14 protein-coding genes and 1 riboswitch are annotated in these 14,190 nt (G+C 70.5%); of the genes, 12 read left to right on the top strand and 2 right to left on the bottom strand.

Annotation, left to right across the window (positions count from 1 at the left end; all coding sequences use genetic code 11):
• Positions 1–191 precede the first annotated feature (191 nt).
• A complete protein-coding gene (gene cobO / locus OE856_RS11860; protein ID WP_263716341.1) occupies positions 192–812 on the bottom strand; it encodes a cob(I)yrinic acid a,c-diamide adenosyltransferase in 621 nt (206 codons plus the stop codon).
• 36 nt (positions 813–848) lie between these two features.
• Positions 849–1,054: riboswitch (cobalamin riboswitch) on the top strand.
• A gap of 99 nt (positions 1,055–1,153) precedes the next feature.
• On the opposite strand from cobO, the gene OE856_RS11855 reads away from it, so the two are divergent.
• The 7 genes from OE856_RS11855 to cobJ are packed head-to-tail and all read left to right on the top strand — an operon-like array spanning position 1,154 to position 9,084.
• Positions 1,154–1,522 (top strand): DUF1636 domain-containing protein, encoded by a 369-nt coding sequence (locus OE856_RS11855; RefSeq protein WP_263716340.1) that lies wholly within the window; start codon positions 1,154–1,156, stop codon positions 1,520–1,522.
• 2 nt (positions 1,523–1,524) lie between these two features.
• Positions 1,525–2,559, top strand: a complete 1,035-nt coding sequence (gene cobW, locus OE856_RS11850) for a cobalamin biosynthesis protein CobW (RefSeq protein WP_263716339.1) — start codon at positions 1,525–1,527, stop codon at positions 2,557–2,559.
• 6 nt (positions 2,560–2,565) lie between these two features.
• Positions 2,566–5,811 (top strand): cobaltochelatase subunit CobN, encoded by a 3,246-nt coding sequence (gene cobN / locus OE856_RS11845; protein WP_263716338.1) that lies wholly within the window; start codon positions 2,566–2,568, stop codon positions 5,809–5,811.
• Positions 5,808–6,998: a precorrin-3B synthase gene (locus OE856_RS11840; RefSeq protein WP_263716337.1), complete on the top strand. Its 1,191-nt coding sequence runs from the start codon at positions 5,808–5,810 to the stop codon at positions 6,996–6,998. Before cobN ends, OE856_RS11840 begins: the two co-directional genes overlap by 4 nt.
• The gene (locus OE856_RS11835) at positions 6,999–7,628 is read left to right on the top strand and encodes a precorrin-8X methylmutase (RefSeq protein ID WP_263716336.1); all 630 of its coding nucleotides are present in this window, start codon (positions 6,999–7,001) and stop codon (positions 7,626–7,628) included. It abuts the gene before it with no gap.
• Positions 7,629–7,630: 2 nt separating this feature from the next.
• On the top strand, positions 7,631–8,347 hold the full coding sequence (locus tag OE856_RS11830; RefSeq protein ID WP_263716335.1) for a precorrin-2 C(20)-methyltransferase: 717 nt from the start codon (positions 7,631–7,633) through the stop codon (positions 8,345–8,347).
• Positions 8,344–9,084 (top strand): precorrin-3B C(17)-methyltransferase, encoded by a 741-nt coding sequence (gene cobJ, locus OE856_RS11825; protein ID WP_263716334.1) that lies wholly within the window; start codon positions 8,344–8,346, stop codon positions 9,082–9,084. The genes OE856_RS11830 and cobJ overlap by 4 nt, the downstream gene beginning before the upstream one ends.
• On the opposite strand, the gene OE856_RS11820 is transcribed toward cobJ, so the two are convergent.
• On the bottom strand, positions 9,081–9,812 hold the full coding sequence (locus OE856_RS11820; protein WP_263716333.1) for a cobalt-precorrin-6A reductase: 732 nt from the start codon (positions 9,810–9,812) through the stop codon (positions 9,081–9,083). The two genes, cobJ and OE856_RS11820, sit on opposite strands and share 4 nt — an antisense overlap.
• On the opposite strand from OE856_RS11820, the gene cbiE reads away from it, so the two are divergent.
• Genes cbiE through cobA form a run of 5 tightly spaced genes read left to right on the top strand, consistent with a single transcriptional unit; the run spans position 9,811 to position 14,174 of the window.
• Positions 9,811–11,001 (top strand): precorrin-6y C5,15-methyltransferase (decarboxylating) subunit CbiE, encoded by a 1,191-nt coding sequence (gene cbiE, locus OE856_RS11815; RefSeq protein WP_263716332.1) that lies wholly within the window; start codon positions 9,811–9,813, stop codon positions 10,999–11,001. The two genes, OE856_RS11820 and cbiE, sit on opposite strands and share 2 nt — an antisense overlap.
• On the top strand, positions 10,998–11,360 hold the full coding sequence (locus OE856_RS11810) for a cobalamin biosynthesis protein (protein WP_263716331.1): 363 nt from the start codon (positions 10,998–11,000) through the stop codon (positions 11,358–11,360). Before cbiE ends, OE856_RS11810 begins: the two co-directional genes overlap by 4 nt.
• A complete protein-coding gene (gene cobM, locus OE856_RS11805; protein ID WP_263716330.1) occupies positions 11,357–12,142 on the top strand; it encodes a precorrin-4 C(11)-methyltransferase in 786 nt (261 codons plus the stop codon). The genes OE856_RS11810 and cobM overlap by 4 nt, the downstream gene beginning before the upstream one ends.
• The gene (locus OE856_RS11800) at positions 12,139–13,455 is read left to right on the top strand and encodes a cobyrinate a,c-diamide synthase (RefSeq protein ID WP_263716329.1); all 1,317 of its coding nucleotides are present in this window, start codon (positions 12,139–12,141) and stop codon (positions 13,453–13,455) included. The genes cobM and OE856_RS11800 overlap by 4 nt, the downstream gene beginning before the upstream one ends.
• Positions 13,452–14,174, top strand: a complete 723-nt coding sequence (gene cobA, locus OE856_RS11795) for a uroporphyrinogen-III C-methyltransferase (protein WP_263716328.1) — start codon at positions 13,452–13,454, stop codon at positions 14,172–14,174. The genes OE856_RS11800 and cobA overlap by 4 nt, the downstream gene beginning before the upstream one ends.
• Positions 14,175–14,190: the final 16 nt, after the last annotated feature.

Raw genomic sequence — 14,190 nt, 5'->3', positions numbered from 1 at the left:
GCCGCGCCCCAGGCCGCCGCGATAGCGGGAGGAACGCGGCGCTTTCACCTTGGGCGGTCATCGGGACCTCTCCCTGTACCGCGACACCAGTTTCCACGTGCATGGTTAAGATTCCGTTGCTTTCATCTTGGCTAAAATACCTCGGGGGTAAGCGGCCCCCTGGGGCCGCGAGGGGGCAGCGCCCCCTTTGCTCAGAACTCGACGCCCGGCTGGCCCTTGATGCCCGACCGGAAGGGGTGCTTGACCAGTGTCATCTCGGTCACCAGATCGGCGAGTTCGATCAGCTCGGGCTTGGCGTTCCGGCCGGTCAGCACGACATGGGTCATCGGCGGCTTTTCCTCGGACAGAAAGCGCACCACCTCGTTCACGTCCAGATAATCGTAGCGCAGCGCGATATTGATCTCGTCCAGCAGCACCATCCGGATGCCGGGGTCGCGGATCAGTTCCTTGGCCTTGGCCCAGCCCTTTTCCGCCATCGCGATATCACGTGCGCGGTCTTGGGTTTCCCAGGTGAACCCCTCGCCCATCGCATGAAACTGGCACAGATCGGCGAAATGGGTCTCGATCAGCGTGCGTTCGCCGGTCTGCCAGGCACCCTTGATGAACTGCACCACGGCACAGGGCATCTCATGCGCGATGCAGCGCAGAATCATCCCAAAGCCCGAGGACGACTTGCCCTTGCCCGGCCCGGTATGGACGATCACCAGCCCTTTTTCGCCCTCTTTCGAGGCCATGATCTTATCGCGAGCGGCCTTTTTCTTCGCCATTTTCTGGGCGTGGCGGGCATCATCGGCGACGGGTGTATCGGTCATCGGGGCGATCCTTCGCTTGACAAGACAGGGGGCGATGCCTCAGTTGAGCGCACTGGTTCCTGTCTATGACAGGCGAAGAGGGAATGCGATAGGCCATCGGCTAAAGCGCAGCCGCCCCCGCGACCGTGACCGGAGAGACCCCCCAATGCCACTGGCGCCAGCCGGGAAGGCGGGAGGGTTGCCGGGGCCCCACGCCCCGAGATCCGCAAGCCGGGAGACCTGCCAGTAACTTTGTTGTTTCGGGCGAACGGGGTGTTTCGCGGCCGGCTTCGGGAGGCGCCTGAAACCGTGCGCCCCTCTTGGCCCTTTCCCCCCGCAGCCCATGGATATGGATGGGTTGCATGGCCACCGTCACACTGACCGTTTGCACCACCTGCCGCAGTATTGGCGGCAGCGAACCCGGCACGGATGAACCGCGCCCCGGCACCCGCCTGCTGCAGGCGCTCGAAGGTCGCGCGCTGCCCGAGGGCGTCACGCTGCAACCGGTCGAATGCCTGTCGGCCTGTTCGCGCGGCTGCTCGATCGCGCTCAGCGGCGGCCCTGCCCGCTGGACCTACGTGTATGGCGATCTCGACCCTGCCCAGCATGTCGACGACATCGTCGCCGGCGTCACCGCCTATGCCGCCACCGATGACGGGCTGGTGCCCTGGCGCGAGCGCCCCACCGTTTTCCGCAAGCAATCCATCGCACGCGTCCCCCCGCAGGAGTAACCATGTCCGACCTGTCGAAAATTCCCGTCACCGTCATCACCGGCTTTCTGGGCGCGGGCAAGACCACGCTGATCCGCCACCTGATGCAGAACCCGCAGGGCAAGCGCCTGGCGGTGCTGGTCAATGAATTCGGTACCGCCGGCGTGGATGGCGACATCCTGAAATCCTGCGCCGTACCCGATTGCCCGGCCGAGAACATCGTCGAGCTGGCCAACGGCTGTATCTGCTGCACCGTGGCCGATGATTTCATCCCCACGATCGAGGCGCTTATGGCCCTGCCCGAAACGCCCGAGCACATCCTGATCGAGACCTCGGGCCTTGCCCTGCCCAAGCCGCTGCTCAAGGCCTTTGACTGGCCCGCGATCCGGTCGCGCATCACCGTGGACGGTGTGATTGCCCTGGCCGATGCCGAGGCCGTGGCCAATGGCCTCTTTGCCCCCGATCCCGCCGCCGTCGAGGCGCAGCGCCAGGCCGATGACAGCCTTGACCATGAAACGCCCCTGTCCGAGGTCTTCGAGGATCAGATCGCCTGTGCCGATATCGTTCTCTTGTCCAAGGCCGATCTGGCCGGCGACGCGGGCCTTGCCAAGGCCCGCGCCGTGATCGAGGCCGAAAGCCCGCGCAAGCTGCCCATTCTGCCGATGACCGAGGGCGTGATCGACCCGCGTGTCATCCTGGGGCTGAATGCCGCCGCCGAGGATGACCTTGATGCCCGGCCCAGCCATCATGACGGCCACCACGATCACGAGCATGACGATTTCGACAGCCTCACCGTCGAGCTGGGCGAAGTCGCCGACCCCGACGCGCTGCAACAGGCGATCATCGCCATGGCGCGCGATCTGAACATCCTGCGGGTCAAGGGCTATGTCGCCGTCGCGGGCAAGCCGATGCGGATGCTGGTTCAGGCCGTGGGCGACCGCCTGCGCGCCCAGTATGACCGGCCCTGGGGCGACCTGCCCCGCCGCTCGCAGCTGGTCGTCATCGCCGAGCACGACCACATCGACCGCGCCGCCATTCACGCCGCGCTGGGGGTCTGACGCCAGATGCACGTCGTCTTTCGCGAAAGCCACGGGTTAGAGGAAACCGACACGCCGCGCGATCTGGGGCAGACGCCCGCGGATCTGGTGGTGCTGTCGTTTTCCGATTCCGACCTGGGGGCCTTTGCGGCGGGTTGGCGGCGTGCGGGCGGCGGGCTGCCCTCGCTGCGGCTGGCCAATCTGGTGGCGCTGAAACATCCGCTGTCGGTCGACACCTATGCCGAGCAGACCCTGACCGGGGCCAAGGGCATCCTGGTGCGGCTGATCGGCGGCGAAAGCTATTGGCCCTACGGCCTGGCCACCCTGCAAGACATGGCCCGGCGCCGCGGCATCGCGCTGGCGGTGCTGCCCGCCGACGGGCGGCCCGATCCCCGGCTTGATCAGGTCTCGACCCTGCCGGTTTCAACCCTGCGGCGGTTGCAGGTGCTGTGCGATGCGGGCGGCGCGGTGGCGGCACAGGCGGCGCTGGCACAGCTGGCGCTGGCGGCGGGGCTTTATGCCGGGCCGGTGCGCGGCGACAAGACCGTGCCCGAGGCCGGATTCTATGACCCCACGCATGGCGTGGTGCCCGAGCCCACGCCCGGCGCGGCGCCCTTCGCGCTGGTCAGCTTTTACCGGTCATACCTGACCTCGGCCGATACCGGCCCGATTGATGCACTGATCACCGCCCTGCGGGCACGCGGGTTCGACGCCCACGGCATCTTTGCCACCAGCCTCAAGGCGCCCGGCACCGCCGACTGGCTGCGCGACCGCATTGCCCGCCTGACGCCCGCCGCCATCGTCAACGCCACCGCCTTTTCCGCCCGTGGCGCCGATGGCGCGGCCTCGCCGCTGGATGCCGCAGGATGCCCGGTGTTTCAGGTCGCCCTGTCGACCGCGCGGCGCAAGGACTGGGCCATGGCCGAGCGCGGCCTCTCGCCCGCCGATCTGGCCATGCATGTGGTTCTGCCCGAGGTTGATGGCCGCGTCTTTGCCGGGGTGGCCAGTTTCAAACAGCCCGAAAAGCGCGACCCCGATCTGGAATATGCCCGCTTTGCCCATCGCGCCGACCCGGTGCGCGTTGACGCCATCGCCGACCGCGTGGCGGCCTGGAACCGGCTGCGCGCCCTGCCCGCCGCCCAGAAACGCGTGGCGCTGGTGCTGTCGACCTATCCGGGCAAGGCGCATCAGCTGGCCCATGCGGTGGGGTTGGATGCGCCGGCCTCTTGCGACGCGATCCTGGGCCAGCTGCGCGCGATGGGGCTGAACGCGCCCGCCACCGACGACACCGCCGCGCGCCTTGGCCATGACACCCTGCACTGGCCGCTGGACGACTATCGCGCCGCGCTGGCCACCCTGCCAAAGGGGCTGCGCGATGACCTGACCCGCGCCTGGGGCGACCCGGCCAATGACCCGATATGCGACGGCAACACCTTCCGCTTTGCCGCCCTGCACAGCGGCAACACCCTGATCGCCCTGCAACCCGAGCGCGGCCAGATCGACACCCGCGCCGACGACTATCACGACCTGTCGCGCACGCCCTGCCATTCCTACGTGGCGTTTTACCTTTGGCTGCGCGCGCAGGCCGACGCGCTGATCCATATCGGCGCGCATGGCACGCTGGAATGGCTGCCGGGCAAGGCCGTGGCCCTGTCGGATGACTGCTGGCCCGAGGCGCTGACCGGCGCGCTGCCGGTGATCTATCCGTTCATCGTCAACGACCCCGGCGAGGCCGCTCAGGCCAAGCGCCGGATCGGCGCGGTGACCATCGGCCATATGCCTCCGCCGCTGGCCCAGACCACCCTGCCGCAGGGGCTGGGCCGGCTGGAACAGCTGCTCGACGAATACTCCACCGCCGACGGGCTGGACCCGGCCCGGCGCGACCGGCTGATCTCTGACATCCGCGCCGAGGCTCGCGGCACCGGCGTCGAGACCGACCTGGGCCTGACCGCCGATACCAGCCCCGCCGAGGCCATCACCCGCATCGACAGCTTTGTCTGCGACATCAAGGAAAGCCAGTATGGCGAGGGCCTGCATATCTTTGGCCTGGGCGATCACGGCGCGCAGGAACGGGCCGGGCTAGAGGCCGCGTTGACGGGCCGCATGGTCGCGCCGGGGCCATCGGGGTCACCCCATCGCGGGCGCGACGACGTGCGGCCCACCGGGCGCAACCTTTACACCACCGATCCGCGCGCCGTGCCCTCGCGCGCGGCCCATGCGCAGGGCGTGAAACTGGCCGAGGAACTGCTGCGCCGCCATTTGCAAGACCACGGCGACTGGCCGCGCGGGCTGGTGATCGACCTGTGGGGCAGCGCCACCATGCGCACAGCGGGCGAGGAATTCGCCATGGCGCTGCACCTGGCAGGGCTGGCGCCGAAATGGGACGACGGATCGGAACGCGTCAGCGGGTTCGAGGTGATCCCGCTGGCCCTGCTGAACCGGCCGCGCATCGACGTAACGCTGCGGGTCTCGGGCCTGTTTCGCGACGTGTTTCCGGGGCTGGCGCAGATGTTCGAAACCGCCGCCGCCGCGCTGTCGGGCCGCGACGAGGACGCCGCCGACAACCCCTACCTGCGGACCGCACCGCGGGTCTTTGGCCCCAAGCCCGGCCTCTATGGCCTGAACATGGGCGCGGCGCTGGATGACTATACCGATGCCGCGCGCGCGGCGGCGGGCGAGGCCTGGCTGGCCGCCTCGTCGCACGCGATCGACGCGCAGGGCGCGATCCGCCCGGCCCGCGCCGCGCTGGAAACCCGCCTGCGCGAGGCCGACAGTTTCGTGCATCTGCAAGACCTGCCCGAAACCGACCTATTGATGGCCTCGGACTATGCCGCGCACGAGGCCGGGTTTGCCGCCGCAATGGCCCGGCTGGGGGCGCCGCGCCCGGCGCTCTACCACCTCGACGCCACCCGCCCCGATGCCCCGCGCGCCCGCGATCTGGGCGAGGAAATCGCCCGCGTCACCCGCGCCCGCGCCGCCAATCCCAACTGGGCCACCGGCATGATGCGGCACGGCTTTCGCGGCGCCGCCGAGATTGCCGCCACGCTGGATCACATGGCCGCCTTCGCCCATCTGGCGGGCGTTGTGCCGGCGCATCTGTTCGATCTTTACTTCGAGGCCACGCTGGGCCGCGCCGATCTGGTCGATTTCATGCAGGACGCCAATCCCGGCGCGCTGGCGGCGATGCGCGCGCGCTTTGCCGCCCTGCGCGAGGCCGGGCTGTGGGACACGCGGCGCAACTCGATCGCCGCCGCGATGGAGGGTCTGGAATGAGCGCGCCGGTGATCCATGGCCGCTGCCCCGGCGCGTTGCGTCCGATGCGCTCGGGCGACGGGCTGGTGGTGCGGGTGCGCCCGCCGCTGGGGCGGCTGTCGCGGGGCCAGGCCCGCGCGCTGGCCGAGCTGGCCCAGACCCATGGAACCGGCATGATCGAGCTGACCACCCGCGCCAATCTGCAAATCCGGGGCGTGGCCGATACCGCGCTGGCCGGGCTGACCGAGGCCCTGCGCGCGCAGGGGCTGATCGATGACAGCCCCCAGATCGAGGCGCGCCGCAACATCATCCTCAACCCGTTCTGCACCGGCGATGACGCCGCGTGGCAAGACGCCATGGCCACCGCCCTGATCCGGGGGCTGGCCGGCGATGACCTGGCCGCGCTGCCCGGCAAGTTCGGCTTTGTCATCGACGCGCCCCCCGACCGGCGCGACCTGGCGCGGGCGATCGGTGATATCCGCATCGAAACCGGCACGACCGGGCTGATCGTACGCCCCGACGGGGCCGACACGGGCCGCGCCGCCGCCGACCCCGCGCAGGGGGTCGAGATGGCGCTGGATCTGGCGCGCTGGTTCATCGCCTCAGGCGGCGTGGGGCCGGATGGCCGGGGCCGAATGCGCCGCCACCTGCAAGACGGTGCCACCCTGCCACCGGGCTGGCCGGGCGATGTGCTACCCGCCCCCGCCGCACCGACCGCCACACCCGGCCCATGGGCGGGCGGGCTCTGCATCACCGCCGTATTCGGCCAGCTGCCCGCCGCGCGTCTGGGCTGGTTGGCGGAACGCGCGCCGGGCGATATGGCCGTGACCCCGTTTCGCATGCTGTTCCTGCGCGGCCTTTCCGCCACCGATCTGGCTGGGGCAGACGACCTGATCACCCGGCCCGACGATCCGCTGCGGCGCGTCACCGCCTGCACCGGAGCGCCCGGTTGCCCGCAGGGACTGTCCGACACCCGCGCGGTGGCCGCCACCCTCGCCCCGCGATTGGCGCCGCACGAGATGCTGCATGTCTCGGGCTGCGCCAAGGGCTGTGCCCATCCCGGCCCCGCGCCGCTGGTACTGGTCGCGCGCGGCCCAGACCTTTTTGACCTGATCCGCGACGGCACCGCCGCCGCCCCGCCCGCCGTGACCGGCCTAAACGCCGGCGATCTGCCATCCCTGTTCGACAGTCTGACCAAGAGGCCGTGAATGCCCCATATCTATGAAACCGACGGCGCCCGCATCTATGCCGAAAGCTTTGCCACCATCCGGGCCGAGGCCGCGCTGTCGCGGTTCGACCGTGACGAGGAACCGGTCGTCGTTCGCATGATCCATGCCGCGGGGCTGGTCGGGCTGGAACGCGACGTGCGCTTTTCACCCGGCATGGCCCGCGCCGCCCGCGCTGCGCTGGCCGCCGGTGCGCCAATCCTGTGCGACGCGCGCATGGTGTCCGAGGGCATCACCCGCCCGCGCCTGCCCGCCGACAACCCGGTGATCTGCACCCTGCACGACGCCTGCGTGCCCGAGATGGCGCGCCAGATGGGCAACACCCGCTCGGCCGCCGCGATCGAGCTGTGGCGCCCCCATCTGGACGGCGCGGTGGTGGCGATCGGCAACGCGCCCACGGCGCTGTTTCACCTGATGAACATGCTGGATGACCCCGCCTGCCCGCGCCCGGCGGCCATCATCGGCTGCCCGGTGGGCTTTGTCGGTGCGGCCGAATCCAAAGACGCGCTGATGCAGGAACTGCCCGTGCCCTCGATGATCGTGCAGGGGCGCCTCGGCGGCTCGGCCATCACGGTGGCGGCGGTGAACGCGCTGGCCAGCTGGAAGGAATGACCATGGGCAAGGTGATCTGCGTGGGCCTTGGCCCCGGCGACCCCGAACTGATGAGCGTGCGCGCAGACCGGCTGATCCGGGGCGCACGCCACGTGGCCTATTTCCGCAAGGCAGGCCGCGCCGGCCAGGCCCGCGCCATCGTCGAGGGTATGCTGAACCCGGACGCGCAGGAACATGCGATGGAATATCCGGTCACGACCGAAATTCCGTTCTCTGACCCGGAATACAACCGCCTGCTGGCCGCGTTCTATGACGACTGGGCCGACCGCTTGGACACGCTGACCCGCACCGACGACGTGATCGTGCTGTGCGAGGGCGACCCGTTTTTCTATGGCTCGTTCATGCACCTGCACAGCCGCCTGCAAGGCCGCACCCCGGTCGAGGTCATCCCCGGCATCACCGGCATGTCGGGCTGCTGGACCGCGACCGGCGTGCCGATCACCTGGGGCGATGACGTGCTGACCGTGCTGACCGCCACCCTGCCCGAGGACGAGCTGGCCCGCCGCGCCGCCGATACCGATGCGCTGGTGGTGATGAAGATCGGCCGCAACCTGCCGCGCCTGAAACGCGCGCTGACCCGCGCCGGGCGGCTGGACGACACCTGGCTGGTCGAACGCGGCACCATGGCCGGGCAGAACGTCCAGCGCCTGACCGAAGCCACCGCCGAAGTGCCCTATTTCACCATAGCCGTGGTTCACGGCAACGGCAGGCGCCCATGACCACCGCCGGCACCCTGACCGTGGCAGGGCTGGGCCCGGGCGACGAGGCGCTGATCACCCCCGAAGTGCGCGCCGCGCTGGACGCGGCCACCGATATCGTCGGCTACATCCCCTATGTGCGCCGCATCGCGCCACGCCCCGGCCTGACCCTGCATGAAAGCGACAACCGGGTCGAGCTGGACCGCGCCGCCCATGCGCTGGACATGGCGGCGCAGGGTCGGCGCGTGGTGATCGTGTCATCGGGCGATCCGGGGGTGTTCGCCATGGCCTCGGCCCTGTTTGAGGCGCTGGAAAACCGCCCCGGTACACCCGACGACATTGATATCCGCATCCTGCCCGGCATCACCGCCATGCTGGCCGCCGCCGCGCAGCTGGGCGCGCCACTGGGGCATGATTTCTGCGCGATCAACCTCAGCGACAACCTGAAACCCTGGTCGGTGATCGAACACCGCCTGCGCATGGCGGCGCGGGGAGGGTTCGCGATGGCGTTCTACAACCCGCGCTCGGCCTCGCGGCCGCATCAGTTTGGCCAGGCGCTGGATATCCTGCGCGACGAATGCGGCGGCGAACGGCTGATTTCATTCGCCCGCGACGTGACCAAACCCGATCAGTGCCTGCATACCGTCACCCTGGCCGAAGCCACGCCCGAGATGGCCGACATGCGCACCGTGGTGATCGTCGGCAATGCCGACACCCGCCGCGTCGGGCGTTACGTCTATACCCCAAGGCGCGCCTAATGACCCAGCCAGCGCATCACCTCATCGACATGGCCCAGAACCAGCCGGTCGGGCACGGCGGGGCGGTCGATCATGACCACCGGCAGGCCCAGCGCGCGCGCGGCGGCCAGCTTGGCCTCGGCCCCGCGCCCGCCGCTGTTCTTGGCGACGATCAGGTCGATGCGATGCTGGCGCAGCAGGTCCGTATCCTGTTCGACGCTAAAGGGGCCGCGGGCGATCACCGCCGCGCAGTCGGGCAAGGGCAGCGGCGCCTGCGGCTCATCGACCAGCCGCAGCAAATAGAAATGACCGGGCCGCGCGGCAAAGACATCAAGGTTTTGCCGGCCGATGGCCAGAAACACCCGGGCAGGCGCATCGGGAAGGGCCGCGACGGCGGCGCCCAGATCGGCAACGCGGGTCCAGCGATCGCCGGGGCCGGGCTGCCAGGGCGCGCGCTCGAACGCGGCCAGCGCCACACCGGCGCGACCACAGGCGGCAACGGCATTCGCGCTCATCTGCGCGGCAAACGGGTGGGTGGCGTCAACCACATGGGTGATGCGCTCGGCCCGCAGATAGGCGATCAGCCCCTCAACCCCGCCAAAGCCGCCCACCCGCGTGGGCAGCGGCTGGGCCACCGGCGCCTGCGTGCGCCCGGCATAGGAAAATACCGCATCCGCCCCCGCATCTGCCAGCGCCCGTGCCAGCCGCGAGGCCTCGGCCGTGCCGCCAAGAACAAGGATGCGCGTCATGTCTGATACCCCCTGGCTAAGCCTCATCGGCATCACCGAAGATGGCCTGCCCGGCCTGCCCGATGCAAGCCGCCGCGCGCTGGCCGAGGCCGAAATCGTGTTCGGCGGGCCGCGCCACCTGGATCTGGCCGGCGTGGCCGACCGGGGCCGCCCCTGGCCGGTGCCGTTCTCGGTCGAACCGGTGCTGGCCGAACGCGTGCGCAAGGTGGCGGTGCTGGTCTCGGGTGATCCGTTCTGGCATGGCGCGGGCGGGTCGCTGGCGGCGCATCTGGCGCCCGGCGAATGGCGCGCCTTTCCGGCACCCTCGACCTTTTCGCTGGCGGCGGCGCGGCTGGGCTGGCGCATTGAGGCCACCGTTTGCATGGGCCTGCACGCCGCCCCGTTCGAGCGTCTGGTGCCGGTTCTGGCTCCGGGGCGGCAGGTGATCTGCCTGCTGCGCGATGGCGCGGCAGCGGGGGATCTGGCGCGCTGGCTGAGCGCGCGCGGCTTTGGCCCGTCAAAGCTGCATGTGCTGGAATGCCTGGGCGGCCCGCGCGAACGGCTGCGCCAGACCCGCGCGCAGGATTTTGCCCTGCCCGATGTCGCCGCCCCGGTCGCCGTGGCGATCACCGCGGCGGGCGCACCCGGCCTGCCGCGTGCCAGCGGCCTGCCCGACGACATGTTCACCCATGACGGCCAGATCACCAAGCGCCCCGTGCGCGCGCTGACCCTGTCGGCCCTGGCCCCGCGCGCGGGTGAATTGTTGTGGGATATCGGCGGGGGCTCGGGGTCAATCTCGGTCGAATGGGCGCTGGCCGCACCGGGCGGGCGCGCCATCACGATCGAGCCCCGCGCCGATCGCTGCGCCAATATCGGCGCCAATGCCGTGGTCTTTGGGCTGGATCATATGATCGAGGTCATCCAAGGCGCCGCGCCGCAGGCCCTGACCGACCTGCCCGCCCCCGATGCAGTGTTTCTGGGCGGCGGCGGCTCGCCCGAGCTGATCGCCCATCTGTGGCGAACCCTGCCCGCCGGCACCCGGATCGTCGCAAATGCGGTGACGCTGGAATCCGAGGCGCTGCTGATCGACAGCCACCAGCGGCACGGCGGCCATTTGCTGCGTGCCGAGCTGGCCGAGGCCGCACCGCTGGGCCGGATGCGCGGCTGGGACCGCGCCCGCCCGATCACCCAGTGGAGCGTCATCCGATGAAGATCGCAGGTATCGGTTTCCGGGCCGGCGCGCCCCTGTCGTCGCTGCGCGAGGCGCTGGCCTTGGCGGGTGCGGGCGCTCAGGCGCTGGCGACGGCAGACACCAAGGCCCGCACCCCGCAGGCCCGCGCCCTGGCGGCCGAGTTGGGCCTGCCCCTGCACGCCATTCCGCCCGCCGATCTGGCGCGCCAGACCACCCTTACCCAATCGCCCCGCGTCACCGCCCGGTTCGGCACCGGCAGCCTGGCCGAGGCCGCGGCCCTTGCCGCCGCCGGCCCCGGCGCCCGCCTGACCGGGCCGCGCGTTCAGTCGGCCGATGGCATGGCCACCGCCGCCCTTGCAGAAGGATCCCCCTCATGACCGTCCATTTCATCGGCGCCGGCCCCGGCGCCGCCGACCTGATCACCCTGCGCGGACGCGACCTGATCGCCGCCTGCCCCGTCTGCCTCTATGCCGGATCTCTGGTGCCCGAGGCCCTGCTGGCCCATTGCCCCCCCGGCGCACGGATCGTGAACACGGCACCGCTGTCGCTGGACGAGATCATATCCGAGATCAAAACTGCCCATGCCGCCGGGCAGGATGTGGCGCGGCTGCATTCGGGCGATCTGTCGGTCTGGTCGGCGATGGGCGAACAGCTGCGCCGCCTGCGGGCCGAGGGCATCCCCTACGACATCACCCCCGGCGTGCCCGCCTTTGCCGCCGCCGCCGCCGCGCTGGGCAACGAGCTAACCCTGCCGGGCGTGGCGCAGTCGCTGGTGCTGACCCGAACCTCGGGCCGGGCCAGCGCCATGCCCGAGGGCGAAACGCTGGAAAACTTTGCCGCCACCGGCGCGACGCTGGCCATTCACCTGTCGGTGCATGTGCTGGACGAGGTGGTCGCCCGGCTAAGCCCGGCCTATGGCGCCGACTGCCCGGTCGCGGTGGTCTGGCGCGCCACATGGCCCGACCAGCACATCATCCGCGCCACGCTGGGCAGCGTGATCGACGCCACCGATGGCGAACGCGGCCGCACCGCGCTGATCCTTGTGGGGCCCGCGCTGGCGGCCGAGGGCTTTGACGAAAGCTGCCTTTACGCCGGCGATTACGACCGCCGCTTTCGCCCGGTCGGCACCCAGCCGCGCTTTCCGGAGGGCGTCGAATGAGCCTGCCCCCCGGCCTGCTGATCTCGGCCCCGGCGTCGGGCACGGGCAAGACCACGCTGATGCTGGGCCTCTTGCGCGCGCTGACCCGCGCCGGCGCGCAGGTGCAGCCCTTCAAAAGCGGCCCCGACTATATCGACCCCGGCTTTCACGGCGCGGCCTGCGGGCGGGCCTCGGTCAACCTTGACAGCTGGGCCATGCGGCCGGGCCTGCTGCATCGGCTGATCGCGGCCTGCGACGGGGCCGACCTGGCGCTGGCCGAGGGCTCGATGGGCCTGTTCGACGGCGTGGCCTGCCCCGGCGAAAGCGGCACCGGCGCCAGCGCCGATATCGCCGCGCTGACCGGCTGGCCGGTGGTGCTGGTGCTGGATGTGTCGGGCCAGGCGCAATCGGCGGCGGCGGTGGCGCGCGGGTTCGCCGCCATGCGCCCCGACGTGGCGCTGGCGGGCGTGGTGCTGAACCGTGTCGCCAGCCCCCGGCACGAGGCCCTGGTGCGCGCCGGAATGCAGGCCGCCGGCATCGAGGTTCTGGGCGCGCTGCCCCGGCTGGCCTCGATCGAGATGCCCAACCGCCACCTGGGGCTGGTGCAGGCCGAGGAACACGCCGCGCTTGACGACATCCTGAACGCCGCCGCCGATTTCATCGCCCAGAACATGGACCTGCCCCGGATCATCGCCGCCGCCCGGCCCACCGGCATCACGGCGCCCAACGCCACCCGCACCGCGCCGCCGCCGGGCCAGCGCGTTGCCCTTGCCCGCGATGCGGCGTTTTCCTTCGTCTATCCGCACCTCTTGGAAAGCTGGCGCGCCGCCGGGGCCGAGATCCTGCCCTTTTCGCCGCTGGCCGATCAGGCGCCCGATGGCTCGGCCGATGCCTGCTGGCTGCCCGGCGGCTATCCCGAACTGCACGCCGGCCGCCTTGCCGCCGCCACCCGGTTTCGCGCCGGGTTGCAGGATTTCGCCCGCACCCGCCCGGTGCATGGCGAATGCGGGGGATATATGGCGATGGGCACCGCCCTGATCGACAAGGACGGCGCCCGCCACGAGATGGCCGGGCTGCTGGGGCTGGTGACCTCGTTCGCCAAACGCAAGATGCACCTGGGCTATCGCCTGGCCCGGCTGCACTCCGCCCTGCCCGGCCACGCCCCCGGCAGCCGCCTGCGCGGGCACGAGTTCCACTACTCCACCATCCTCGACCAGCCCGATGCGCCGCTGGCCGAGGTCACCGATGCCAATGGCGCCGCCGTGCCCGAAACCGGGTCGCGCCGGGGCAATGCCACCGGCACCTTCTTTCACATGATTGCCGAGGCCACATGACCGCCCTTGTCAGTTTCGTCTCTTCCGGCCCCGGCGACCCCGAACTGCTGACCGTCAAGGCCGTGCGGCGGATCGAGGCCGCCGACGCCATCCTGTTCGATGACCTGTCCTCGGGGCCAATCCTGGACCTGGCCCGCGACGGCGCCGATCTGGTGGGCGTGGGCAAACGCGCGGGCCGCCCGTCGCCGCGCCAGGATCACGTCAGCCGCTTGCTGGTCGATTACGCCGCCACGGGCGCGCGGGTGGTGCGGTTGAAATCGGGGGACGCGGGCATTTTCGGCCGGCTCGAGGAAGAAATCACCGCCCTGCGCGCCGCCGGCATTGCCTATGAGGTGATCCCCGGCGTGACCACGGCCGCCGCCGCTGCGGCTGCTGCCGGCATTCCGCTGACCCGTCGCCTGACCGCGCGGCGGATGCAGTTCGTCACCGGCCATGACGTGACCGGCGCCCTGCCCGAGGGGCTGAACCTGCCCGCCCTGGCCGACGCCCAGGCCACCACCGCCGTCTATATGGGCCGCCGCACCTTTGCCGCTCTGGCCGAGCGGCTGATCGGCGCGGGCCTGCCGCCCGACACGCCCGCCCTCTTGGCCGAGGCCGTGTCTTCGCCCGACCAGACCCTGACCCGGCACACCGTGGCCAGCCTAGCGCAACAGCTGGAAAACCGGGCCGGAAACGCCCCGGTCATGATTCTTTACGGACCCCTGATCGACGAGGATTGACACCACAGCCAAGGAC

The sequence above is a fragment of the Actibacterium sp. XHP0104 genome (assembly GCF_025751515.1).
Lineage (GTDB): Bacteria > Pseudomonadota > Alphaproteobacteria > Rhodobacterales > Rhodobacteraceae > Actibacterium_D.
Note: the sequence above shows the minus strand (reverse complement) of the source record. Positions and strands in the feature narration are given on the sequence as shown.